General features: G+C 58.7%; 22 protein-coding genes and 1 pseudogene. 15 read left to right on the forward strand and 8 right to left on the reverse strand.

The genetic code is table 11. The features are described 5' to 3' along the window. Nucleotides 1-12: 12 nt before the first annotated feature. On the reverse strand, nucleotides 13-867 hold the full coding sequence (locus tag AB1E33_RS20495) for a tyrosine-type recombinase/integrase (RefSeq protein WP_372579243.1): 855 nt from the start codon (nucleotides 865-867) through the stop codon (nucleotides 13-15). On the opposite strand from AB1E33_RS20495, the gene AB1E33_RS20500 reads away from it, so the two are divergent. Both AB1E33_RS20500 and AB1E33_RS20505 read left to right on the forward strand, forming a co-directional pair. Then, nucleotides 866-1,096, forward strand: a complete 231-nt coding sequence (locus tag AB1E33_RS20500) for a hypothetical protein (protein WP_372579111.1) — start codon at nucleotides 866-868, stop codon at nucleotides 1,094-1,096. The two genes, AB1E33_RS20495 and AB1E33_RS20500, sit on opposite strands and share 2 nt — an antisense overlap. Before the next feature lie 172 nt (nucleotides 1,097-1,268). Beyond that, nucleotides 1,269-1,835 carry a hypothetical protein gene (locus AB1E33_RS20505; protein ID WP_372579112.1) on the forward strand — a complete coding sequence of 189 codons (567 nt, stop codon included), beginning with the start codon at nucleotides 1,269-1,271 and terminating at the stop codon, nucleotides 1,833-1,835. A 513-nt stretch (nucleotides 1,836-2,348) separates the two neighbouring features. Here the strand turns inward: AB1E33_RS20505 and AB1E33_RS20510 are convergent. Next, a pseudogene (locus AB1E33_RS20510) lies at nucleotides 2,349-2,746 on the reverse strand (IS5 family transposase); the annotation flags it as partial. Nucleotides 2,747-2,965: 219 nt separating this feature from the next. Here AB1E33_RS20510 and AB1E33_RS20515 point away from each other — a divergent pair. Next, complete coding sequence (locus tag AB1E33_RS20515; protein ID WP_372579113.1) at nucleotides 2,966-3,181, forward strand: hypothetical protein; 216 nt, start codon at nucleotides 2,966-2,968, stop codon at nucleotides 3,179-3,181. A gap of 475 nt (nucleotides 3,182-3,656) precedes the next feature. Here AB1E33_RS20515 and AB1E33_RS20520 read toward each other — a convergent pair whose 3' ends face one another. The 3 genes from AB1E33_RS20520 to AB1E33_RS20530 form a co-directional block, all read right to left on the reverse strand. After that, nucleotides 3,657-3,902 carry a hypothetical protein gene (locus AB1E33_RS20520; protein WP_372579114.1) on the reverse strand — a complete coding sequence of 82 codons (246 nt, stop codon included), beginning with the start codon at nucleotides 3,900-3,902 and terminating at the stop codon, nucleotides 3,657-3,659. Further along, nucleotides 3,899-4,198: a hypothetical protein gene (locus AB1E33_RS20525; RefSeq protein ID WP_372579115.1), complete on the reverse strand. Its 300-nt coding sequence runs from the start codon at nucleotides 4,196-4,198 to the stop codon at nucleotides 3,899-3,901. Before AB1E33_RS20525 ends, AB1E33_RS20520 begins: the two co-directional genes overlap by 4 nt. Nucleotides 4,199-4,331: 133 nt before the next feature. Beyond that, nucleotides 4,332-5,108 carry a ParA family protein gene (locus AB1E33_RS20530; RefSeq protein WP_372579116.1) on the reverse strand — a complete coding sequence of 259 codons (777 nt, stop codon included), beginning with the start codon at nucleotides 5,106-5,108 and terminating at the stop codon, nucleotides 4,332-4,334. A 520-nt stretch (nucleotides 5,109-5,628) separates the two neighbouring features. On the opposite strand from AB1E33_RS20530, the gene AB1E33_RS20535 reads away from it, so the two are divergent. The 3 genes from AB1E33_RS20535 (at nucleotide 5,629) to AB1E33_RS20545 (ending at nucleotide 9,757) form a co-directional block, all read left to right on the forward strand. Then, nucleotides 5,629-6,075, forward strand: coding sequence for a MobC family plasmid mobilization relaxosome protein (locus tag AB1E33_RS20535; protein WP_372579117.1), 447 nt, complete (start codon nucleotides 5,629-5,631; stop codon nucleotides 6,073-6,075). A 152-nt stretch (nucleotides 6,076-6,227) separates the two neighbouring features. Continuing rightward, entirely contained in the window at nucleotides 6,228-8,783 is a 2,556-nt protein-coding gene (locus AB1E33_RS20540) for a relaxase/mobilization nuclease domain-containing protein (RefSeq protein ID WP_372579118.1), read from the forward strand. After that, nucleotides 8,780-9,757 (forward strand): ATPase, T2SS/T4P/T4SS family, encoded by a 978-nt coding sequence (locus AB1E33_RS20545; RefSeq protein ID WP_372579119.1) that lies wholly within the window; start codon nucleotides 8,780-8,782, stop codon nucleotides 9,755-9,757. Before AB1E33_RS20540 ends, AB1E33_RS20545 begins: the two co-directional genes overlap by 4 nt. A gap of 426 nt (nucleotides 9,758-10,183) precedes the next feature. Here the strand turns inward: AB1E33_RS20545 and AB1E33_RS20550 are convergent, their stop codons facing one another. Continuing rightward, a complete protein-coding gene (locus AB1E33_RS20550) occupies nucleotides 10,184-11,158 on the reverse strand; it encodes a LysR family transcriptional regulator (protein WP_372579120.1) in 975 nt (324 codons plus the stop codon). Nucleotides 11,159-11,230: 72 nt separating this feature from the next. On the opposite strand from AB1E33_RS20550, the gene AB1E33_RS20555 reads away from it, so the two are divergent. The 9 genes from AB1E33_RS20555 to AB1E33_RS20595 all read left to right on the forward strand — a co-directional run bounded on the left by AB1E33_RS20555 (nucleotide 11,231) and on the right by AB1E33_RS20595 (nucleotide 21,057). Next, nucleotides 11,231-12,025 (forward strand): transporter substrate-binding domain-containing protein, encoded by a 795-nt coding sequence (locus AB1E33_RS20555; RefSeq protein ID WP_372579121.1) that lies wholly within the window; start codon nucleotides 11,231-11,233, stop codon nucleotides 12,023-12,025. 105 nt (nucleotides 12,026-12,130) lie between these two features. Beyond that, nucleotides 12,131-12,856 carry an ABC transporter permease gene (locus AB1E33_RS20560; RefSeq protein ID WP_372579122.1) on the forward strand — a complete coding sequence of 242 codons (726 nt, stop codon included), beginning with the start codon at nucleotides 12,131-12,133 and terminating at the stop codon, nucleotides 12,854-12,856. Then, nucleotides 12,849-13,523 carry an ABC transporter permease subunit gene (locus tag AB1E33_RS20565; protein ID WP_372579123.1) on the forward strand — a complete coding sequence of 225 codons (675 nt, stop codon included), beginning with the start codon at nucleotides 12,849-12,851 and terminating at the stop codon, nucleotides 13,521-13,523. Before AB1E33_RS20560 ends, AB1E33_RS20565 begins: the two co-directional genes overlap by 8 nt. A 21-nt stretch (nucleotides 13,524-13,544) precedes the next feature. Then, nucleotides 13,545-14,291: an amino acid ABC transporter ATP-binding protein gene (locus AB1E33_RS20570; protein ID WP_372579124.1), complete on the forward strand. Its 747-nt coding sequence runs from the start codon at nucleotides 13,545-13,547 to the stop codon at nucleotides 14,289-14,291. 9 nt (nucleotides 14,292-14,300) lie between these two features. Further along, entirely contained in the window at nucleotides 14,301-15,269 is a 969-nt protein-coding gene (speB, locus tag AB1E33_RS20575) for an agmatinase (protein WP_372579125.1), read from the forward strand. Beyond that, nucleotides 15,266-16,762: a M81 family metallopeptidase gene (locus tag AB1E33_RS20580; protein WP_372579126.1), complete on the forward strand. Its 1,497-nt coding sequence runs from the start codon at nucleotides 15,266-15,268 to the stop codon at nucleotides 16,760-16,762. Before speB ends, AB1E33_RS20580 begins: the two co-directional genes overlap by 4 nt. Further along, on the forward strand, nucleotides 16,755-17,894 hold the full coding sequence (locus AB1E33_RS20585; protein WP_372579127.1) for an NAD(P)/FAD-dependent oxidoreductase: 1,140 nt from the start codon (nucleotides 16,755-16,757) through the stop codon (nucleotides 17,892-17,894). Before AB1E33_RS20580 ends, AB1E33_RS20585 begins: the two co-directional genes overlap by 8 nt. 3 nt (nucleotides 17,895-17,897) lie before the next feature. After that, nucleotides 17,898-18,818 (forward strand): bifunctional Delta(1)-pyrroline-2-carboxylate/Delta(1)-piperideine-2-carboxylate reductase, encoded by a 921-nt coding sequence (gene lhpI, locus AB1E33_RS20590; RefSeq protein ID WP_372579128.1) that lies wholly within the window; start codon nucleotides 17,898-17,900, stop codon nucleotides 18,816-18,818. A gap of 505 nt (nucleotides 18,819-19,323) precedes the next feature. Further along, on the forward strand, nucleotides 19,324-21,057 hold the full coding sequence (locus AB1E33_RS20595; protein WP_372579129.1) for a hypothetical protein: 1,734 nt from the start codon (nucleotides 19,324-19,326) through the stop codon (nucleotides 21,055-21,057). Nucleotides 21,058-21,059: 2 nt separating this feature from the next. Here AB1E33_RS20595 and AB1E33_RS20600 read toward each other — a convergent pair whose 3' ends face one another. Together AB1E33_RS20600 and AB1E33_RS20605 are read right to left on the reverse strand one after the other, a co-directional pair. Continuing rightward, nucleotides 21,060-21,278 (reverse strand): hypothetical protein, encoded by a 219-nt coding sequence (locus tag AB1E33_RS20600; RefSeq protein ID WP_372579130.1) that lies wholly within the window; start codon nucleotides 21,276-21,278, stop codon nucleotides 21,060-21,062. Nucleotides 21,279-21,891: 613 nt separating this feature from the next. Next, a complete protein-coding gene (locus tag AB1E33_RS20605) occupies nucleotides 21,892-24,054 on the reverse strand; it encodes a type IV secretory system conjugative DNA transfer family protein (RefSeq protein ID WP_372579131.1) in 2,163 nt (720 codons plus the stop codon). Between the last annotated feature and the right edge of the window lie 20 nt (nucleotides 24,055-24,074).

Genomic DNA, 24,074 nt, shown 5'->3' on the forward strand with positions numbered 1-24,074 from the left:
GCTAGGCAACGCCTACTCTAGCGTCCTCAGAATGTCTGCCCGCTCCACCGCGCGTCGCAACGCATGGTTCGAAACCCGCACATAGATCTCCGTGGTCCTGAGATTGGCGTGCCCCAGCAAGGCCTGCACCATCCGGATATCTGTATCTTCTTCGACTAGCAGCGTTGCCGCCGAGTGCCGGAACCGATGCGGGGTCAGATGTGGCGCAATGCCCAAGCGATGGGACAGCGCGCGGAGCCGCTTTCGAAAGGTTTGCGACCGTAGCCGACGACCGACTGCGTTCAGGAAGAGCGACGATTTTGGAGATCCTTGCATGGCGCGGTCGGTGCAGTACCGCCGAAACGCGTCCTGCAGCTCCTCATTCGGCACAAACACAATCCGTTCCTTGTTGCCTTTGCCGTGCACGATTATTTGGGAGGCGTCGGTGGAGACATCGCGGATCTTCAGATTGGTAAGTTCACTGATGCGGAGGCCAGTCACGATGAGCAGCTTGATCATCAAGATGGTGATCGCGTGATCGGTGGCGAATGCTCGGTTAGTAAGCAGCACATTGGCCGGTCCGGTTTCCGCATGCAAGACGGCTTTCAGTGTCTCACGGTCGATCGGGCGCGGCAGGCGACGCGGAATCCGGACCGAGATGCGGACGTCGGCGAAGGGCGAGGGCAGGGCGCTGTTCCGGTCTGCGCGCCAGGCGAAGTACGATTTGAGGGTGACCAGCCGCCGCTCGATGGTCGCGGGCTTAGCGTCCAAATCATCGCGCAAATGGCGATGGTAGGCGAGGATGTCGTCTTTCGACAGTGGGTCGGCGAGCTGATGGTCTTTGGTGAAGCGCGCAAAGGTGCGCAGATCTTGGGCGTACTCGGTTATGGTTCGGACGGCCGATGATGTTTATATCAAGATTGGATATGACGGATCTGTCACGCGCCAGAGTGAGGCGGACGAAACCTCCGTGGACGCCGATGGGTCGGTGTTCAAACGGACCGATTACGCGGAAGCCCATATGTCCGGCGACGGTGTTAATGTATCCCGCCGCACAGCCTCCCATGTCGGCGCCATCACCGAGGATGGCGTGGTCAGCAAATCTCGGAGCGAGTAACGGGTATCTGCACCCGCCACCGCTTTTCTCGGTCGTGGCGAGAACAACTGGCCCGCTTAGGCGGGCCGTTTTTTTGAAGGTGAATGCCAACACTGAGCCCGGAACAGACAGAGGTGTGATATTGCTGCGCCAACGCGCAATTCACACACCATTTCCTCAGGAGGTATACGGTATGCGTCCTCTCTGCTTTGCATCATTGATGGCTTTGGCCGCTCCGGTAGCAAGTCAACCCGTCGACCCGGATAATTGCGGCCAGTGCGCCGGGTCTGATTTTCTCGACCAATGCCTTATACAGAGCTGGGAGGCCTCCCATAACGGACCAGCGGCCTGGATGCGCGCCCGAGGCATTCCTTTCACCATTACCGGCGAGTCCGCATACATCATTACCTTTCATCCCGACGGTGAATTCGTGATGGAGCCTTACACCTATACCTACTCTGTCAGTGCATCAGGCCATACGGCCACCGGTGATGGCGAGACCACGGGTGGTCGCGGGTGTTGGTCGACTGTCAGTCCCAATACCCTGAACCTCTGTCACGTTGGTGATGGGCCCAAGATCAGTGTCACCGTGCGGATGCCAACAGGGCAAATCATCAACAACAACAATTCAATGTTTCAGAAGTCGACATCGGCCTGGCGATATTTCTGCGAAGAGAGCGGCGGACTGACGCTCGACATAGCCACGAGTCCCAGTATGGGTGCGATGAGTGTGCGTATGCACCGTCGTCCACCACCTTGATCGAAAAAAGGCTATCCAGTTCAGGATCATCTGCGCCCAGCCGCCACGCTCTAATGCGTTCGCATTCAGCCTGGATACAGGTCTCGCAACGGTCTCCGTAGTGGTGCGCCTCTTCAGTGCTCAGATCAGCCTGGCAAGTCCTACAGCGCTTCATTGCGAACCCTTTAGGTCGTTTTTCTGCGTCGACTCTTGTGCGGCAAGTTGAACTTGTAGCGGCCGCGCAAGTGAGTTGGGTACAGGGTCAACCAACCAGAATGAATGAGCCGCGTAAGTGCACGGTAAAATGTCGGGCGGGAGACGCGTTTCAACAGATCATGGGATTCGAGATCAGATGTTCTGATCGAGCCGCGCAGTTGATCAAGTTCCGAAGCGGCACAGATGACATATTTCTCAACAAGCGACAGATCCTCGATCCCGATCTCTGTCTCCTGTGCATGTATCCGACTACGTAGGAGCGTTGCGGCTTCGAAATCGTTGGCGTCTGTATCAGTGCATTCGGATCTCATTTTCTTTTGCCACACGCCGCCAATCCTTGAGCCTGCCGAACATAATTTCGATCCGATTGCGCCGCTTGTAGCGGCGTTTGTCGTATTTGACGGTGGCCTTGCGTTGCTTCCGACCAGGGAAGCAGGGGCGTATCCCTTTGTCTTTCAGGGCTTCTCTGAACCAATCGGCGTCGTAACCTCGATCTCCGAGCAGCCATTCGACATTGGGCAGGCTGCTCAAAAGTGCCTTTGCCCCGATGTAATCACTGACCTGCCCGGCGGTAACAAAGAGACTCAAAGGTCGCCCTTTGCTGTCACAGATGGCGTGCAACTTGGTATTCATGCCGCCTTTGGTTCTACCGATCAGGCGACCGCGTCCCCCTTTTTTACGGCCAAACTGGACGCTGTGCGGTGGGCTTTCAGATAGCCGGGAGCGGGGACGTATGCCGCAAGTCATGTCGTGACCGCCTTTGTTTCTTATTGATGGGCTTGTCGCAGATCGCGGCCAGTGCGTTCCCTCCGCTCTCGCTCCGGCAAGCAGAAATACGGTTTCCACGCGGCGCGCGGACCCTCCGCATTTCAGCTTGCGCCCTGTCCTGGTGCGATCGGCTCTTTTCAAGCCATCGAAACAAAGGAGATCACGACATGACCACTTACGTCCTCACAGTTCCCGTCACCTACAAGAGAGACAACCAGGAGCACACCAGCTACCGCCGCGTCGGAGCCGTGTTCGAAAACACCAAGACCGACACCGGCGAGGCCTTCCTCTCCATCAAGCTCGACTTCCCCGTTGCTGTAACCGAACTGGTGGCCTTCCAGCCCAAAGCCAGGGACGCCGAGGAAGGCGGTGATCACATCTAGGCCCCACCGGGCCCTGGGGGCGGCGGAAACGCCGCCCCTCATCGCGTGCGCGACAGCCGTCCTGGCCGGAAGGCCGCTGTTCAGTCTTGTGAGATCCGCGCGGGGCGCGCGGCTCGCATTGATTATTGGACAGGGCAAGGGGATCGACGCGCTAAAGCGCGCTCACCCCAGCCTTGGCAATCTTTCCTTATGTGATTGCAGCCCGCCATAGGCGCGCAATGTCCGCCCTTTCCTTGGCTTGCTCATTCCTAACAGCAAACATTGACCCAAGAGTTTTGGAATACCCTCTCCGCTGGCTAGGCCGAGGGTTGTCCAGTCTGGTCAATTTCAACCTTGGGCGAAATTGGCCTGACGGTAGCAGGCTGTAAACAGAGACACTAAATATCTCAGCGTCAGCCTGTGGGTAACCCTCGGCCAGCGCTGCCCCGACCGCCAGCGTGACATTGGGGATTTGCAGGGACAGAACAAAACGGGATCAATGCAGTGTTTGATCCTTTATCGTCGTTCTGATCATTTTTGCGATTTCTTTGTCGTTCTCCAACATAACTTGTCGGAACAACCTTCCGACGTTCACACTCGCTCGCAAGGCAGGCGGAACATCTTCTAGCAGGTCCAGTATTTCCTTTTCTACCTCACCGCCCTCAAGGGCTGAAATCTGGAATCGGATCGGAGTACGCACGACGTTCCTGATTTCACCCGTGGCTTTTTTGCGCTTGCTCATTGTGCATCCCCATTCAGGCTGTTTCGGATCATGGCCGCAATGACGGCATCGTTGTCCTGCAGGACCTCTTTGAAAAAGGCCCCGAGATTAAAGTTCTTCTGAAACGCGGCAGGTATGTTGCTGCGAACCTCTTCCAGCGCAGCCGCAATCTTACTGCCGTCTGAAGTGGATATCTGAACCCTGATCGGTTGCCCTACAACGCTCTGCCCTTCGGACTGGACAGGTGCCGCTTGCTCAGGCTTGGCCGCGACTGGTTTAAACCTTCTGGATTCTGCGGATGGTGCCTTGTCTTCCACCGGTTCAGTTTTCGCCTCTTTGGCAGGTTCGGGCTTCGGTTCAGCCGCCTGTTCGGTTCGTTCCCGCTTGCTCAGATCCGTAACCGTTGGGGCGATCTCAGACGCGGGCCCGTTTAGCAGGCTGTCTATGCTCTTAGGCCGCGACATGCTGGACCTCGCTTTCATTGAGAGCATTCAGCACATAATCAGCATTGCTCAGCGCCTTCCCACAGCGATCCGCCATGCGGCGCGCATTCGACCTGGCCGTTTGCGTCTCAGCCTGTTCCTTGGCTACGTCAGCAAAGCCCATCAACCGTCCAATCGTTGTTCCCGTTCTAAGCGCGTCATCCATAGCGGATGTGTCAGCAATGCCGCCGACACAGCGGAACTGCTTTTCAAGCGCCTGCTTGCCCTTCTGAATACCGGCTGACTGCGCGATGGATTGCCGGGTGAAGACGATCCGGAACTTGTCCTGCGGATCGGCCGTGCTGCCGATTTGCTTCAACGCAGCTTCGCACGACCTGTAGGTCACCATGATCGGTTTGTACTCCGCCGAAGACCCATCAGACGGGCACAACACCATGTCGGCCACGGCCATTGTCACGGCGGCGGTCATGCTGGGCTCGCCCTTGGTGTCGATCAGCAGATAGTCGAACCCCCCGGCCTTTTCGGCTTCGAGGATGTGGGCATATGCAAGTTTGGCATTCTCAGCATCGCTCGCAGCGAATTGCCCTGCCTCGATCAGAAGTTCATCGGCTGGGATCGGTTCCAGCCCGGTGTTCGGAGTCAACCATTCCGAGAGCGTACCTTGTGAATCCAGATCAAGGATACGCACCCTTTTTCCCTGATGGTGCAAGGCAGAGGCGAAGGCGACGAGCATGGAAGATTTCCCAGCCCCGCCCTTGGAGTTTACAGCGGCATAGATTTTCAATTTGGTCTCCGGGTCTGTGCCCGAAAGCCACGCCGCACAGCGGCGTGCCACAACCGGGCTCGCGATTTCAAGTTATCGCGCGATCCCGCACCCGCGCTGAAATCTACGCTATTGCTTTTCTAAGAAATCATCAACCGCCAACTACCATGAAAGCCAAAAGCCTATTGGCAGCAACCGTTTGCCCCCCGCCAACCGGCATAAGGCTATCAGCCAAGTGCCGCCTGCTAACAGGCGACCGACAGTCGCCACGTGCCATTTACCATTAACCATGTGGCGAAGTCATACCTGCGAGTGGCGCGCGCCATTGCCCATACGCCAATTGGGTAAAGGCGGGCGACAAACGGTCGTGCCTCCCGCTACAGACCGGCTAAATCCTACGCCTCCTTTGCGGGATAATACAGATTGTGCTATCGACAATCTGTTAGACTTGCAGTCGGCTGCCAATTCAACTTACACTTGAAGCACCATACGCGCGGTCTGACGGGGCCACGCACGATTTTTGATCGTGGAGAAAGCCCCGATGCCACAAGGCGTACCTAAGTCTGTCACGACAACCATGCGCTTTGATGAGGACGAATTGGCGTTCCTCAAACAACGCAGCAAGGCCATGCAGCTGCGCAGTGTGACCGGCCTTGTGCGTGTCTGTATCCGCGTAGCCTTTGGAATTCCGTCAAAGGAAGAGTTCCGGATACTACAGTTCAAGGAACATCTGGTTCAGCTGGCCGGCATGGCGAACAACCTCAACCAGATGACCCGGGCCGCAAATGCCGGAAAGTTTCGGCTCAATAAACGTACTGAAGATCAGATCGAGGCCATGAAAGTCGAGGTACGTTTGTTGCGTCGGCTATTGGAGGATTATTCCGATGCCGCGCATGAGCGGTCATTTACCCATGCATTAGAAATCGAGCGGCTGGCTGAGAAACAGCGTGCGGCGCGTGTCTCGCCCAAGGCGAAAGCCAAAGCATGACCAGTCTGACCACCACATATGATCCCGCTTGGGATGCGCTTTTTGGAGAGTTTCAGCTGATCCCTGACCTAAAGCCGCGGCCTGGTCAGAACTTTACGCGTTCTCAGCGGAGGCCGGCGCAACGATCGAGCGCATCCAGTGGGGCAGCTGGCATGATCGCCAATGCGCTTCTGACCAATCAGGCGATGGTCAAGATTGTCCGCGGTGGCGGCGTCACGGCATCCGGCCGTCTGGGCGGGCAGCTGTCCTATATCACGCGCAAGGGTACCGTTGAAATGGAGCGCGGAGATACCGGTGAACTGTCTCATGGGATGGATGGCCTGCGCGACGTGCAAGACGAATGGGCAAAGGATTGGGCCCGGATGGATGCGCGTGTCACGAACTACAGTTATCACGTCATCCTGTCTTACCCGAAGGACACGGACCGGGAGGCGGCCAAGCAGGCTGCGCGCAGCTTTGGCGAACGGTTGACGAATGGCGAATACGGCGACCGCTACAAATATGTGATGGCCCATCACGACGACACTGGCCACCCACATACGCATCTGGTGATCAGCCGGGCAGGGACGTCGGGCAAGACCCTTCAGCTGAACCGGTACGGGATTACCCCCCAGGATCTACGAAAGCTGCAGGTTGAGACCGCGCGGGACGTTGGCATTGTCCTGACCGCCACCAGCCGGTTCAGCCGCAATCTGCGCCCCGAGCGCGAAAGCAACGCGCGGGTTCATGCATGGCGCGACGGTCGGGATCTGCGCGAGCGGCCAGCCCAAGAACGGCGCAGCGGTTTTCCGTTTTTTGGGATCGGCCGACAGCAAGCCGCCGCGCCGGATCAGCTGCAGGTCATGAAGGATCAGCGCGATTCCGAATATGCCGCCCTGGGCGAAACACTCCGGTCGCATCACGCCGGGGTCGCGCAGGGCACTTTCACAACCCAATACCCAGGGCGTGCCGAGACCCTTGGGGCCTTTAGCAAAGCTGTACTCGGCGCAGCAACAATCCTGGTGACGGACGGGGTTCTTAGATCAAAGGAAATCGACATGAATACGCAAGTCGCCAACCAGATGGACCCGGCCCAGGCGTCGGGAATAGACGGCGAGATGAGGGCCATTGGAACCGATGTTCGCGGGTTTATCACCGGCATGGACGCCAAGGCCGAGGCTATGGAGGATGAAGAAAAGCGCATCCAGACGGAAGCTGCGATCTCTCGTGTCCTGCGGGATTATGAGCCGCTTATGGATGAAGAGACCAAGACATTCTTCGGCAAGCGCCTGGAGCGGGACGATGAGGTCGAGGTGGGCCGCGATGACATCGATCCAACGCGCCAGCGTCGGGCCGCCGAACAAGATGCAACAGATCCAACGCGCACCCAGCCCATCGGACAGGAACGGTCAGGCTCAGATGGCCGGGAGCGGGCCGATGTAAACGATCCGCGCCGCGCGGCCACCAACGCGGTGCTGAAGGATGCAGACAGGCAGGTGGCCGAGCGGTTCGAGGCGATGGGTATCAATGGTGATCTGGTCTTGTCGCGCATCCGCAATGGTGCTGACGTGGACCGCCAGACGCGCGAGAATTGGTTTGAACGCGACGTGCGGACCTTGGCAAACGCATATTCGCTCAGCGAGAACCAGGCGCGGATCGACATGAAGGCCGCGTATAAGGATGCAGCCGAGGTTTACCGAGATGCCCGTGGCGAGATCCGCGCGATCAATCACGCCTTTGCCGAGGGCAGGGGGGATGAGTTCCTGAAGGACCGGGCCAATGTCGAGGGTCGGGTTCAGGACCGATCACCTGATCGCAATGACAATGACGCCCGTCCGAGCCCAGAGCGGCAAAGCCAAGCCACACCCCCCCGTGCCACCGGGTCTGCGCCGCAACGTCCCGATCTGGACGCCGGTGTGCGGGGGCAGATCGTGAAGGCCGGTTTTGCGCTGTTCAAAGAAGACGAGAAAGACAGCATGTCGCCCTATGTTGATCTGAAGGTGGAGGGCCGTGACAAGCCGTTCCGCGTCTGGGGCGTTGATCTGTCCGACCTTATGCAGCGCGAAAACCTCAATATTGGTGACACCGCCACGCTTGCCCATGACGGGTACAAGAGGGTGACGGTCAGCAAGATTAACAAGGAGACCGGCGAAGAGAAGACCATCGAGGCAAACCGCCGTGCCTGGAAAGCCACCGACATCGAGCGCGCGTCGCGTAAGGCAGACAGAGCCCAGAACACGGGCGACCAGCTGCAGCCCAATGGTGATGCTCTGCGCGACTCGTCCCGGCCGAGAACACCCCCACGTATCGAGCAGGGGACCGAGCGTGTCGAACAGATCGCGCAAACCGGTGTCACAGGCGTCATCATTGACGCGAAAGAAAGCCTGGTGCGTCCCGACGATCCGAGCAGCAAATCCTTCTATGTGGATATGAAGGTTGAGGGCAAAGACGAGCCGGAACGGATCTGGGGCACCGCCCTGCAGGACCAGATGGCGCGGAACAATATCTCAATCGGTGACACCGCCACGTTTGTCAAAGCGGGCAAAGAGGAAGTCACCCGCTCGCGCCGGAACCCGGAGACCGACGAACCGGAGCGCGTCAATGTCACCCGCACGGCCTGGGATGTGAAGAACGTCGATCGACAGATTGACCGTGATCCGGCTGTGCAAGAGCAGCGGCGCCGGGAGCGGGAGGAACGCGCCAAGGGTGACCGGAGTATGAGCCGATGAGCCGTCATCTTGAAAGTACGTTGAATAAGGTGTTCGGAGAGCAATTGCTCTCCGATCCACTCTTGTCTGAAATCGTCCTGAATCCGGACGGCAGAATCTGGATCGAGCGCAGTGGTGAGCCCGCCATGCGCCAGCTGGACGAGCGCATGAGTGAAGATGATGCAGAGGCGCTTGCGCACGACCTGGCCGGCGGTAATCCCATCTCGGCAAACACTCCGCTGGCCGGATCGCAGTTCGAAATCGACGGCTCATTGTGGCGGGCACAGGTCGCGGTCAAACCCGCTGTTGAAGATGGTGTTGCATTTGCCCTGCGTCGAGCCGTGGCAAAGCAACTGTCGCTCGATGATCTGATGCAGGGCTTGCCGGACCTGGATGCGAACATGGACGATCTGAAATCGGGTACCGACCCTGCGGATGAGGCTGTTTTCGAGGCATACGAGAACAAAGGCTTTGGCGAATTCCTGCGAGCGGCCGTCAAGGCCAAATGGAACATCTTACTATCGGGCGGGACATCCTCCGGCAAAACGACCTGGTTGCGCGCCTGTCTTGGCGAAGTCGACTACTCAGAGCGGATCATGACCATCGAGGACGTGCTGGAAATCCGGCCCGCCCAGCCCAATACGGTGTCTCTGGTGGTGAACAAGAACGCATCGAGCAGCGATCTATTGAAAGCCTGTCTCCGGTTCCGGCCGGAGCGGATCATCATGGGGGAGCTGCGCGGTGCCGAAGCCTATGATTTCCTGTCCGCGATCAACTCAGGCCATCCGGGCGGGATTTCCACCCTGCACGCCGCATCACCGGAATCCGCCCTGTCACGCCTGGCTCTGATGGTTCTGCAGGCGGATACCGGCCTGACCTATTCCGAGATCCTTGAATACTGCCGCTCGATGATCGATGTGATTGTCCAGTTTCGGAAAACGGGGGACCAAAGGCGACCGGTCGCGGTCAGGGTACTACGTCAAAAAGTCAATTGAGGGGTCCTTTGCTGTGCAGGGCGAAATGACACTCTAAGCATTTTTTGGTTAGCCGCCGTTAGCGCTAAGCGCAGCGGATTCAACGAAAGAGCCCAACCTGTAAATTCGGATTCTTCGCTGCACGCGCACGCAGCACGGAAAATGCCGCACTCGCGTTGGATACACCGCCGCACGATAGCGAGAATAGCGGCCATTGATGGTTGGTGCAGCGAAGATGAAAACCTCAATTAACCGGTCGCGGACAAACTGGACATCCGCATGTATGCTCCGGAGGGTCGCAGTCAGCCCCAAACTAGGCATTCCCAACTAGACTTTTGAGTTCCCGAGATGCGCACCGACCTTTTATCGCGCTGATACGGATTACGCCTAAACCCTGTGCCGCACTTGTGGTCATAACTTGGCCGAATGGCCGTTTGGAGAAACATGTCAAATGTTCTGCAGCTCAAAGACTTCTCGTTCCAACCAAGCTCTGAAATGTTCGATGGCGGGATTGGAAGCCGCATGTTCAGATTTGTAGATGAGTTTGTAAGACGCTTCCGGGCGGATGTACTGCTCTGACAGGATAGTAATTCGGCCACGTGAAACATCGCCTTTGACCAGTGAACATTCGGCCATCCCAATACCTTGTCCGGAGCGAACAGCCTCTAGTATCGTGTGCTGGTCATCGAAGATAAGATTCTGGACAGGTGCCTTGCCCTCGGAACCGAATTTCTTCTGCCATTCTTCCCAATCGCTCATATCGCGGTAGTGAAGCCGGGCTATACCGGTATCAGATAAGATATCTACTGCCATCCTGCCTTCTTCAATCAATGCGGGATTGCAAATCGGAACAAGCTTCTCCTTCAGGATTTCTACGGATTTTGCATTCGCGGGCGGGTGAATGCAGTATCTGATCAACACGTCTTCGGCGCCCAGCGATGCCACATCGGGCTCAAGATTGCTCAGATGCAGTTGCAGGCCCGGATTGGCGCTCATGAACTCGGAAATCCGCGGCGCGATGACCTTCATCGCGAAGAACGGTCCCGAACGCACCCGCAAAATCCGCGCTTCGTGCCGCTGGGTGACCAAAGCCAGCGTTTCAGAAAGCTCATCGAAGCTTCTGCTGCACACTTCCTTCAGAACCTCGCCTGCCGGTTCGAGCAAAACACCGTTTCGTGTGCGCCTGAACAAACGCGTTCCCAGACGGTCCTCAAGCTGCTTGATCTGGTGGCTGACCGCGCCCTGGCTGACGGCAAGCTCTTCTGCGGCAAGCGTAAAGCTCTGGAAATGGGCGGCCGCCTCGAACGCCCGTAATCCCCGCAGATGGGTCAGCAGCCGCCGCAAGTCACGCGGCCGACTCATATCATTAGTTTTCCTCATATCTAATAATAGTTCTTTTGCTTTGATCAGGGCAATAGCCAACGAATAATAGTACTCGGCAACAGTGACCCTTTGGACGGGTTAGAAAAACTAATCTCTGTGGGAGGAGACGACATGCACACACTCACAAAATCACTTGCATCCGCAACGTTCGGTCTGGTTCTGAGCGTCGGGATGGCCCATGCCGAAAAGATTCGCATTGGCACAGAGGGCGCATACGCCCCGTTCAACTTTGTTTCGGAAAGCGGCGCAGTCGAAGGGTTTGACATTGATATCGTCAGTGCCATCTGCGCCGAGATGCAGGTTGAATGCGAATGGAGCACCCATGACTGGGGCGGCATCATTCCGGCACTGAATGCGGGCAAGTTCGACGTCATGGCGGCTTCGATGGCGATCACCGAAGCGCGGATGGAGAAGGTAAACTTCTCGAACCCCTACTACTTCAATACGATGCGGTTCGCGGCGCTCAAGGAACTGGGCCTGACCGAGGCCACCCCGGAATCGCTGGATGGCATGGTCATCGGCACCCAGTCAGGCTCGGTTGCCGGGAAGGTGCTGCAAGAGCACTTCTCCAACAGCGAGGTCAAGCTTTACCCCAAGCTAGGCGAAGCGTTCCTAGACATGGAAAGCGGCCGCGTTGATCTGGTTCTGGAATCCAAGTTCGCCATCGGTGACTGGATGGCCGACGGCGTCGACTGCTGTGACTTTGTCGGAGAAGAGTTCCTGCTGGATGGAACCCTTGGTGCCGGGCTGGCTTTCCGCAAGGACGACACCGAGTTGCAGGCCCGCGTGAACGAGGCTCTGGCCACGATCGTCGAGAACGGCACCTATGACGAAATCCGGTCCCGTTATTTCGCCTTCGACATCATGGGTCAGCCGAAATACGTGAGCGAGCTTTACGGTCAATAAAGTCAATAAAGGCGACGCCACCACTCACTTGGGCGTCACTACCGAGACGGGCCGCTCTCTCCCCCCGGCCCGTCTTTTTCTTCCGATTCAATGACGAGGAACGACATGGACGTGTTCTCTTTGCTTGCATACGGGGACAACGGATGGGGTGACGAGTTGTTGCATGGGCTGGGCATCACGCTGGCCTTGTCGATTGCAACCTTTCCCGTCGCGATCCTCCTTTCTTTCCTGATCCATTGGGCCAAGGTCTCGCCCTACAAGGCGCTGCGTATCTTTGGCCGCAGCTATGCGACCGTTTTCAAAAGCCTGCCCGAGATCCTGACCCTGCTGATCATCTACTTTCAGTCTCAGGTGATCATTTCCTGGGTCGCCGGTTGGCTTGTGCCCGGCAGCACCTTTTCGATCAGCCCGTTTCTGGCTGGTCTGATTGCCCTGAGTCTGGTGATCAGCGCTTATGGCAGCGAGGTTGTGCGCGCCGCGTTCAATGCCGTTGGCAGGGGGCAGCTTGAGGCCGCGCAATCCTTGGGCATGTCGCCGTTCAACGCGTTTTTCAAAGTCATCCTGCCTCAGCTCTGGCGCCATGCGATACCGGGGTTCGGCAACCTTTGGGTGATCCTGCTGAAAGACACCTCGCTGGTGTCGGTTATCGCGCTGCATGACATCACGCATGTCGCGACCCTGGCCATCAACACGACGCGTGAGCCGTTCTTTTTCTACCTGGTCATCGCGACCGTCTACATCCTGCTTGTGACGCTGTCATCCCGCGCCCAGAAGCGCATGGAACAGCGCGCCTCACGCGGCTTCGTGAAAGTGGAGACCAGCAATGCTTGAGTTGTGGTTCGACTATCGGGAACTCTGGTGGAGCGGCCTCGTCACCACTGCGTCGCTGACGGTTCTGGCAATTTTCTTCGGGTTCCTCCTGGCCCTGCCCATCGGTTTTGCCCGCTCGAAATCCAAGGGCATTCTGGGTTGGCTGGCGCTTGGCTACACGAACCTGTTTCGCGGCATGCCGCTGCTGGTTCTGTTGTTTCTCGTCTACTACGGCGTTGGTCAGTTCAACCGTGAGCTTCGCGCGATTGGCCTGTGGTGGTTTTTCCGGGATGCTTGGTACTGTGGGCTTCTGGCGCTGGTGCTGAACACCGCCGCCTATCAGGCCGAGATCATTCGCGGCAGTCTGGATACCATCTCAACCTCGATTCAGGAAACCAATCAGGCGCTGAACCTGACGCGCTGGACCGCGTTCCGCCGGGTCCTACTGCCGATTGCCTTTGCCAAGGCCCTGCCCGCCATCGGGAACGAGTTCATCCTGCTGCTGAAGGCGACATCACTGCTGGCGATCATCACCGTGTTCGACCTGATGGGACAGGCTCGATACATCTTTTCCGAGACCTTCGACCTGAAAGTCTACTACGTCGCCGCCGTGCAATATCTGCTGCTGGTTCTGGCAATAGAATGGGGTCTGCGTCGTCTCGAGGCGCGCATCAAATGGATGGCCTGACGGGCCGAAATGGGTGAAATCATGTCTTCAACCGATATCGCGATCAAATTCGAGACTCTGAACAAGCATTACGGTAGCTACCATGCGCTTGTAGACATCAATCTGGAGGTCGCGCGCGGCGAAAAGATTGTGGTCTGCGGCCCGTCCGGGTCCGGGAAATCCACTCTGATCCGCTGCGTAAACGGGTTGGAGCCGCACCAGTCAGGCAAGCTGACCGTCGATGGCATTCTGCTGGATGACAGCAAGACTGCGGTGCGGGACATTCGTGACCATGTCGGGATGTGCTTTCAGCATTTCAACTTGTTTCCGCATCTGAGCGTTCTGGACAATTGCACGCTGTCGCCAATCTGCACCCACAAGATACCCAAGGCCGAGGCCGAGGCGACCGCGATGGAGTTCCTGACAAAGGTCAGAATGGACCAGCACGCGCATAAATACCCCTCGCAACTGTCGGGCGGCCAGCAGCAGCGCGTCGCGATCGCCCGCAGCCTGTGCATGAAACCCGACATCATGCTGTTTGACGAGCCGACCTCGGCCCTGGACCCGGAGTCGATCTCGGAAGTGCTCGACGTCATGAGCGATCTGGCAAAGGGCGGCATGACGATGATGTGCGTCACCCATGAGATGGGGTTTGCCCGAAAAGTCGCGGACCGGATCGTCTTTATGGACGCGGGCGAAATTGTCGAGATTGCCGACCCCGAGAGCTTTTTCACCAACCCGCAGCACCAGCGCTCGCGCAAGTTCCTCGACCAAGTCATCAATCATTGAGGCCACATCATGAAAATTCAGTCAGATGACACCACCTTTGGACACGAGGGGGTTTTCCAGACGGCCACCGGCCCGGACGGCACCCACGTCGAGATGCCCTATTCCGGCATCCGCACCTTTCTGCGCCGCCGCCCTACAGTCGATATGCAGGGCGTCGATATCGGCGTTTACGGCATCCCTTTTGACCTGACGACCTCTGGCCGTCCGGGCGCGCGACTGGGGCCGAGCGCCCTGCGCGAAGCGTCGACTCAACTGGCTTGGGGCGAGGTCTGGCCCTGGGATTTTGACCCGTTCAATATTCTTTCAGTCGTGGATTGCGGCGACGTACCGTTCCGGCGCGGTCAGGTTGAACAGATGCGCGACAGCGCCATCGCCATGGCGCGGCACATTTCGACCGCGGGTGCCGGCACGCTGATGCTGGGCGGGGATCATTGCACCACCTACACCGCCCTGAAAGCGCATGCGGAAAAACACGGGCCTTTGGCGCTGGTGCAGTTCGACGCCCATCGCGACACCCAGAAAAGCGACTGGTTCGATCACGGCACCTTTGTCCATCATGCTATGCAGATAGGATTGATCGACCCCGAACACTCCGTGCAGATCGGCATCCGCACCTTCTATGACGACGACGACCCGATCACGGTGTTGTACCGCGACTGGATGCACGATCACGGCTGGAAGGGCGCGCTTGAAAAAGTGCGCGTGGTGGTCGGTGACCGTCCGGCCTATCTGACCATCGACGTCGACAGCCTTGATCCGGCCTACGCACCCGGTACGGGCACACCGGTGGTGGACGGGCTGACCCCGAATGACATCATCCAGTTCCTGCGGAACAGCGTGGACATGAACTTTGTCGGCATGGATATCGTCGAAGTGTCACCGCCCTATGACCATGCGGACATCACCGCATTGCTTGGGGCGTCTCTGGCGCTGGAATACATCTGCGCCCGCGCGGCCCAACGGAAAGGTGCCGCATGAGCCATCGCGTCGCAATCATCGAATTCATCAACGAAAGCAACACGTTCACCGTTTTGCGCACCGGCATGGCGGATTTCTTCGCCTCGCATTACTTCCAGGGCGACGAAATCCCGGACAAGTTTCGCGGCACTGGCTCCGAAGTCGGCGGTGCCATCGAGGTCGCAGAACGGCGCGGCTGGAACCCCGTCTATATTACCGCCGCCCATGCCGAACCCGGCGGCCCCGTGACCGAGGCGGCCCGGGTCGAGATCACCGGCGAATGCCTCCGTCGCCTGCGCGAACACGGCCCGTTCGACGGTGTCTTTGTGGCACTGCACGGGGCGATGGTCACGGAAACGGACGAGGATGGAGATTGCCAGTTCCTGCGCGCCATCCGCGAAGTCGTGGGCGATGACATCCCGCTGGCAATCACCCTCGATCTGCATGCCAACATCGCTGATGAACTGGCCGGTCAGGCACAGATCGCGGTCTCGTTCCGCACTTATCCGCACGTTGACATGCGCGAGGTTGGGGTCGAGGCCTGCGAATTGCTGCACCGGGCGCTGGAAGGAGAGGTCACCCCCAGGCTGTTGATCCGCCGTCCCCCGATGCTGGTCGGCTGCGATGATGGCCGCACCACCGAGGACGGCCCGATGTGCCGCCTGCTGGACCTTGCCGCGCACGAGGCACAGGCACCTGGCATCCTGAACGTGGCCGTCAACGCGGGCTTTACCGACGCGGATGTTCAGGCGGCGGGGCCATCGGTGCTTGTGACCTATGATACCGGTCAGACCTCTGTGCAGGGGGCCGATGCGGTGGCTGCGCGCATATGTGACCGAATCTGGTCGTTCCGAGACCATTGGGATCTGCCTGTGCCGCTTGCAGACTGCATCGCCCGCCTGAAAACCACCCATCCCGGCAAGGGGCCTGTTGTTGTTGCCGACTTTTCGGACAACCCCGGATCGGGGGCCTATAGCGACTGCACCGCGCTGATCGCGGCGCTGCTTGAGGCGGGTATCGAAAACGCGGCTGCCGGGGCGCTGCTGGACCCCAAGGCCGCCCGCGAGCTCGCCGCCCATGGCATTGGTGCCGAAGTCACGCTCTCGATCGGCGGTAAAACCGATGCGTCCGTGGGCGGCGGGCCCTTGCAGGTGACGGGTATGGTACAGGCTGTCAGCGATGGCAGCTTCACCTTCGAGGGGCCGATGTTCACCGGCCTGCCGGGCTCCTGCGGGCTGAGCGTCTGTCTGCGAGTGCAGGGGATCGACATCATGATCGTGTCGGACCGGATGCAGATGCTGGACAAGAACGTGTTCCGCGCGGTGGGGATCGAGCCGTCGGAAAAGACGTTGCTGGCCGTGAAATCCATGCAACACTTCAAGGGTGCCTTTGGCCCCATCGCCTCAGAAATCATCATCACCGACGCAGGCGGGCTGTGCACGCCCGACGTCAAACGGCGCAGCTATACCCGTCTGCGCCGCCCTGTCTTTCCGCTGGATGAGGTCCATGCCTGAAATTTTTGACATCGCCATCATCGGCGGCGGCATCACCGGTGCCTCTGTCGCCCATTCCCTGCACGGACGGCGCTCGGTCGTTCTGTTGGAGCAGGAGGACTCGCTGGGCTATCACGCGACCGGCCGGTCGGCGGCAGAGTTCACCCGGCGGTTTCATTCCGGAGTGGTCGGGCGTCTGACACAGGCCAGCACGGATTTCTTGATGCGGCCACCGGAAGGGTTCGCGCAGGTGGACCTGCTGCGTCCGCGCGGCAACCTGCTGATCGCCGATGCTGATAAGGCAGATCACCTGAAAATGGTCTACGACCACGAGCGGGCCAATACGCCAAAAGGGGCACCCCCGGTTGAGATGCTGAGCATCGAGCAGGCGCAGGAGAAGATGCCGTTTCTGGACCCGAATTGGATCAAAGCGGTCTTCTACGACCCGGATTGCTGGGATGTGGAGGTTGAAAACCTGCTGCAGGGCTACATTCGTCAGGCCCGGGCCAACGGGGCCGAGACCCGCCAGTCTGCCGCCGTCACCAGCGCCCGGAGAGAAGGCGATCACTGGATACTCGAAACCACGTCCGGCGAGTTGCGCGCGCAAACCGTTGTTAACGCGGCAGGTGGCTGGGCCGACCCCGTGGCGGCGATGTTCGGCGCAGCGCCTCTGGGGATCGTCCCGCACCGGCGCACCGCCATCAGCGTCAAGGTTCCGGACTACGACGTTTCGATGATGCCGGAAGTCAACGAAATTGACGAGCTGTTCTATTTCAAACCCGACGCGGGCCAGATGATGGTTAGCCCGGCGGATGAGACCCCGGTCGAACCGCATGATGCCTGGCCCGAGGAACTCGATATCGCCTACGCCGCCCATTACCTAAGCGAGTGCACCACGCTGGAGGTTACCCACGTGGCCCATAGCTGGGCGGGCTTGCGCACCTTTGCCAGCGACCGGCTGCCGGTGATCGGTTTTTCCGGACAAGTGGCCGGACTGTTCTGGCTGGCGGGTGTGGGCGGCTACGGTATCCAGACCTCGCCTGCCGTTGGCCAGATCGCCGCTGCCCTGCTGACCGGCGTGGACATGCCCGCCAACGTAACCGCAGCGGGGGTCGAGCCTGAGCTGTTCGCCCCCTCTCGTGTCGAAAGCTGAGCTATGAAGATTTTTGATGCCCGCGCGACCGCTGCCGCGCTGCCCTTTGCCGCTCTTGTTGATCAGATGCAGGCGCTGTTTGCCCATGGGCTAGTTGCACCGGACCGCCACCACCATACCATGCCGATGCAGGGGGAGCCGGACGCGACATTGCTGCTGATGCCGGCCTGGACCGAGACCGTGGGCTGCGTGAAGGTGGTGACCGCGACGCCCGGAAACGCGGCCCGTAGCCTACCGGCCATTGCCGGTTCCGTGCTGGTGTTCGACCGCGCGACTGGCGCGCATCTGGCGTTGCTCGACGGAGCGATCCTGACTGCGCGGCGCACGGCTGCGGCCTCGGCCCTTGGGGCCCGGTGTCTGGCACGGGAAGATGCCAGCCATCTGCTGATCGTCGGAGCTGGAAAGGTTGCCGCGCAACTCCCCGAGGCTTTCCGCAGCGTGCGCCCGATCGAAACCCTGCGCATCTGGGATGTGTTCCCGGCGGCAGCCGAGCGTCTGGCGGAAACCCTGCGCGCGGAGGGCTGGGAGGCGCAGGCGATCACCGATCTGGCAGCGGCGGTGCCGCAGGCCGACATCATCAGCGCCGCCACGCTGGCCACCGAGCCGCTGCTGCGCGGAGAATGGCTGATCCCCGGCCAGCACATAGACCTGATCGGCGCCTTCACCCCAGCCATGCGCGAGGCGGATGACACCGCCCTGCAACGCGCGCGACTGTTCGTCGACACGGAGTTCGCAACCATCGAAGCTGGCGAACTGAAGACGCCTTTGGAAACTGGCGCAATCACACACGCAGACATTCTGGGCGATCTTTATGCGCTGGCGCAAGGCAAGGAGGGCCGTACCAAGGACAGTGAAATCACCTTATTCAAATCAGTGGGCAATGCAGTAATGGATCTTGCCGCTGCGATTACCACCATAAAGTAGCATGAGGCCTTCATCGAAATGGCGCCTATTCCACCCGTTGTCCGAGACAAACACGGAAGAAAGTTCCTCCTGTTTCCGGTAGGGTTAGAACGATCCATTTCCGGTGATACAGACATACGATCTTGATTAGACAGGCACCGTCTGGCTCGCCGTCGGCGCAGGTGTATTGACCTTATTCTTGAAAGCTCACTCAACAGGCAAGGCAGCGGCATGGCAGTCATTCGAACCGAGTGCAGCATCAAGTACTTTGGGCTCTGAACGGCCTGATGCCCATGCGGCAATGCTATTGCGGCAGGCTGAACGAGACCGGCCATTGACAGTTCCGGCCAAGGGGCTGTTCTTGCTGCGTTTCCGGTGATGCGCTGCCACCCGCACGGGCAAAGCCGTGGTTCGGCCTGGCGGCGGCGAAATCTTGGTGAGAGCCCAATGCGACAAACGCTGCGCGTGGGATGAAGGAGCGCAATCCACGGAAACCTGCCGTCGAAATGTTTATCTGGAATGGCGATTGGCCGAACGCCTTGCTGCAGCGAAAAACAGGTACTTTCCCGTTCAAGGTTCCCATGCCACAGTGAGGACGATGCGTTTGTCACTTTCACTCTTTGGCCCTTTTCAGGCATCACTTGACGGTCACGAACTCAAAATCGGGTCGCGACGGTCTCAGGCAATGCTGGCGATGCTGGCCCTTGCGCCAAAGTCGGCCGTTGCACGTGATCGACTAGCGGCCACTCTTTGGCCGGATCGGGCGGAGGAACAGGCGCGTGCCTCGCTGAGGCAGGAACTGTCAAGCCTGCGCCGGCTTCTCGGGGACGGCGCCGACATGATCATGGCCGACGCTACCTGTGTTCGGATCAGTGCCGATGCCGTCAACCCCAATCATGGTGCACCGGAAAATGGTGAGTTCCTTGAAGGTCTCGATCTGCGGTCGGAACCCTTTGATGACTGGCGTCGCGCGGAAGCTTCTCGTTTACCTGACACCAAACCAGTGCCAAGCGAACCCGGCGTGCTGGACACCACTGCAAATGACATTTTCGATAACCCATCGATTCTCGTGATGGGGTTTGTACCTGCTAGTCCCGAACCACAGGACGCCTCCTTCGCAACCGGTCTTGTCATTGAACTGCGCACCTCGCTTTCACTATGGCGCTGGTTTCCCGTAATCGCCCCGGAGGCGATTGGCTGGAAAACGGACAGGGACGGCGACTTGCGGGAGATCGCGAAATCAGTCGGAGCCGCCTACGCGATCAGCGGCTCCATTCAGAGAGCCGGAGAACGTATCCGGGTCTCAGCTAGTCTGACCGAGACGGAAAGAGGGCATCTGATCTGGACGGAAACATTTGACGGTGAGATGTCAGATATCTTCGAGATGCAGGAAACTATCGGTCGGTCCGTCGTTGCGCGTGTAGCACCGGAAATCGGCAGGGCTGAATCCGAGCGTATCGTACGTCAGCACCCTACCAATATTGCCGCGTGGCAACTTGTGGCTCAAACCGATGAGCTGGAGCGAACCGGGGGCGAAGGTTATGGCTCGCCTGAATCCAACCAGGCCCAGGTCCCGTTGCTGAAAGAGGCCATCCGGCTTGAGCCAAACTACGCGAGGGCATGGGCGCGGCTCGGCCGTTTTTATTTTCGCAGCGCCTTGCAGGGATGGATAGACGATCGGGACGCCGCGTTTGAAAAAGCTCTGGATTACTGTGGACGCGCCGTCAAAGCTGATCCTACCGAATGGGAAGGTCAGGCACTTCTGGCAATGACGTTGATCTTTGGAACACATGCTTTTGGGCAGGGAAAGTTTCACGCGCTCGAAGCGGTTCGACTTAATCCTTCAGCGCCATATGCCCGGCACGGTTGCGGATGTGTGTTGGAATGGACCGGCGACGCCGAAGAGGCGCTTCTTCACCTCCAGGCAATTTTTGATCTTAATCCCAATTATCCAAATCGCGCGGCAGCTTTGGGAGACATAACCACGTGCGAGCTATTCGCGGGCAATATTGAAGCGGCTGTTAAATCAGCGCGTCAGCTTCGGGACATCGCGCCGGATTATTGTCGGGGTCTGCAACGAGTGGTGGTCACACTAGGTCACGCCGGTGAAACCGAAGAGGCCGCCAAAGTGCTGGCCAAGGTTTTAGCGTTGCAGCCAGACTTTGACGAGACATATGTGCGCGAAACCTACCCCTATGCCCGACCCGAGCATGTCGAGACGATCCTAGATGGACTAAGGCTGGCTGGATGGAAAGGCTGAGATCAACCCCGCATCCGTGCTGCAATTTGAGAAACAGTAACGGATGCCCGGGACTCATCGGACAATCCCATGTCGCTTATGGCATCTGCGTCAAGTTCTTGCAGGCGGTAGTATTCGCGCCAGGCATTGTTCCAAATCATAAGTTCTTTGATGATCCCGAAAAAGGTGGTCTTGGCGCTGCTTTTTGTCGCTCCGGTGCTGATTTGTTTGCTTAGAAACATTGTATCCTCCATTTTGGTGAGATGTTAATTTTTCCCACAGCCACGCAAATTCAACGTCAGATCAAGGGTGCGAGCGCCGCAAAGAATCCGTAAAATCCCGTAAAAACTGAAGGCTTGCCATCAAATGAGGATTGGCATTCAAATAATTGGCCGATCAATTTCGCTCTGGTTATCGGCCCATCTATTGTCATTGGAGTTAGCAGGAGTCGGTTAGAATTCGCATTTTCTGCGCTTTGGCGAGGGCGCTTTGTGCAGATTCCAGCCGTTGGAACAGCCTCAGCGAAGGCTTACTAAGTCCCGCGTCTCGATGTTCGAAGCAGACCGCAGCGAAAGTGAGGTTCGAATTTCGCGCCTCAGACCGGCGATCAATGACAGCTCTGGCGAAAATCGCCGCGCTGCCAAATTCTCGGCGCTGCGGGTGCGAAAGTTTTCTGCGTCGGCAGTAGCGGCGTGGGCAAAAGGCGGCTGTGTCCCGCGACTTTCCAGTTCACCACCGACGCAACGAAAGTCCAGTTTTGCAGATTATTGCCAAGAGCAGCGCTTCCGCTTAGGGCTGAGACCGTTCATCAGCCACCATTGAGCCTACAGCAACTTTGTCCCGCTTCTTGCCAGTTTATGCCCCACGCAGCGAATGGCCACTGATCTTCAAGTTTTCGCCGCTGAACAGCGGCATCAATCTGTTGACCAACTCGTCAGGTGAGAGCCGGTGTGCCAGGTCGGCAAGTTCAGGCTCACTGTCCGGGCTGACTGGTGCCAGGTTCAAGAGGTTGCCGAGGTTGTTCGCAAAGCTTGGTGCTTTCACCATTTTGATTGTTTGCGCTAGTAGGCGGTCCTCGGCTGTTTCTTCGTCACCCGCCGTCTCGCTTGGATCTTCGAAGTACCCATAGCCGGCCACGCCAACGTCGGGAAAGGATGGCGCGGCCGGCACCGAGACCGCCGCGCGCTGCGACAGAGGCGGCTTTGCAACCGGCTCGGGCTCCGGTTCTTCGGCCTCAGCCGATTTTGGAGAGCCTGCATCATTCAGGAACTCATCGAACCGGGTCACGACGCCATCTTTGACAACCGGCACAACCGGCCAGGGCTTACCATTCTGGCTGTCATTGAGCGCTTTGAATCGACTGTCCTTATAATAAGACACCCGATTTGTCCGGATCGGGAACATTCCCTTGCCGGTGATAATCACCTCCTCTTTGCCCAGGCGTCCGATTTCTTCAGGCGTCATCAACGCCCGGCTTTTCTCCGACCAGCTCTCAGACCGACCGGGCTCTTTCGACCAGTTGCGGCCTGATACGGATTTCTGCGTCACCGTCTTGTTGCCGAGCGCTTTAGAGAGCTTTTGCTTGGTCTCCTCAGAATTGGGCGTCAGCCACACATGCAGATGCGAGCTTTCCGTCAGGATCTCTTCACCGGCCTGCCCATAGTGTTCCCGCAGCGATGCCGGCGATTGCACGATCAGGCACAGACGGCCGCCATAGCCGGGCAGGGTGGTCACAGCATCGAGCACGCCCTGCATTTTTCCCAGCGAATGAAACTCATCGATCAGAAACAGGACCGGCAGGAAATCCTCACCCGACGCCATCAGCCGGCGACGCAGCGCGTTGATGGCGCATTGGATGAATAGACGCACCAAAGGCCGCGACACCTGCTTATGCGCCTCCGGAATCGAGATGTAACAGGTCTGCGGTTCCCAGCGCATCGATTCAAAGTCGAAATCGTTGGTCTTGGTCGCACGAACGATCGCGGGGTTGCGCCAGGCATTCAGACCACCGCCCATCAGCACAGACAGATAGATGCCCAGCTGCTTGTTGTCCTGCCCGGCCATGCGCAGCATCGCGCCTTTCGAGACCGGATCAGGCGCGCGCGGGGCGAGGCCGGCAAACATGGCTTTATAATCCGGTATCTCGTCATCGCCTGCCACTTCCGGCGTCAGCACCTGCAGGACGCGCCCGAGCGACGGTTTCGACTCGCTACAGACGATCGCCGCCGCGGCCTCAAAGATTTCCTGCGCATCTTCCATCAAGGACGCTTCAGCGCCGGTTGTGCTTCTGGGGGCCAGTAGCGCTGCGCTGATTTCAGAGATCCGTACAAGCCGATCTTCCAGGTCCGCCATTGCGGCGACCTCGATCAGCGGGTTGAAGCTGTGCGACCGGCCGACAAGCGAGCCCTCCGGATTGTTGGGGAACTGCACATCGAACGGGGACAGGACCCGCACCTTGTCGCCCTTTGCCAAACGCCGACGCGAGGTGGTTTCGAAAAGTTCCCCCTTCACATCATAAACGATCAGCGAACCGGGATAGTCGAGAAGGGTGGGGACGATGATGCCGACACCTTTACCGGACCGTGGCGGGCCCGAGACCAGAACCGTGCCCTGATCATCGGTATGGGCGCGCAGGTGAGCGGCCTTTCTCTCCGGTTTCCCCAGCTTGCCCAGAACCAGGCCCCAGTCACTGACCAGCCGCGCCGCGCGGATCTCTTTGGCTGTAGCCCATCGGGCGTCACCATGTGCGTCAGTTGCGGTCACGCCAAACACCATACCGCCGAACAGGTAGGCAAGGCCCGCGCCAGTCATCAGCCCGAGGGTGATACCGCCCCAGAGCACCAGGTTCCAATCCTTCGGGTGCATAGTATTGCGCTGGCTGAGCAGCAGCCACGGCCGCCATGTCTCGATGTCGCCATTCACTTTCCACGCAATCAGAAGCGCCGCCCAGAGCGGGATGCTGATGACGGCAACTGCGATGGTGTAGGGAATGTGAGTTTTTGCCTGTATTGTGCTCATGACGGTCTCCTGCAGGGCAA

Origin of the sequence: Ruegeria hyattellae (genome assembly GCF_041537925.1) — a bacterium.
Taxonomy (GTDB): Bacteria; Pseudomonadota; Alphaproteobacteria; order Rhodobacterales; family Rhodobacteraceae; genus Ruegeria_C.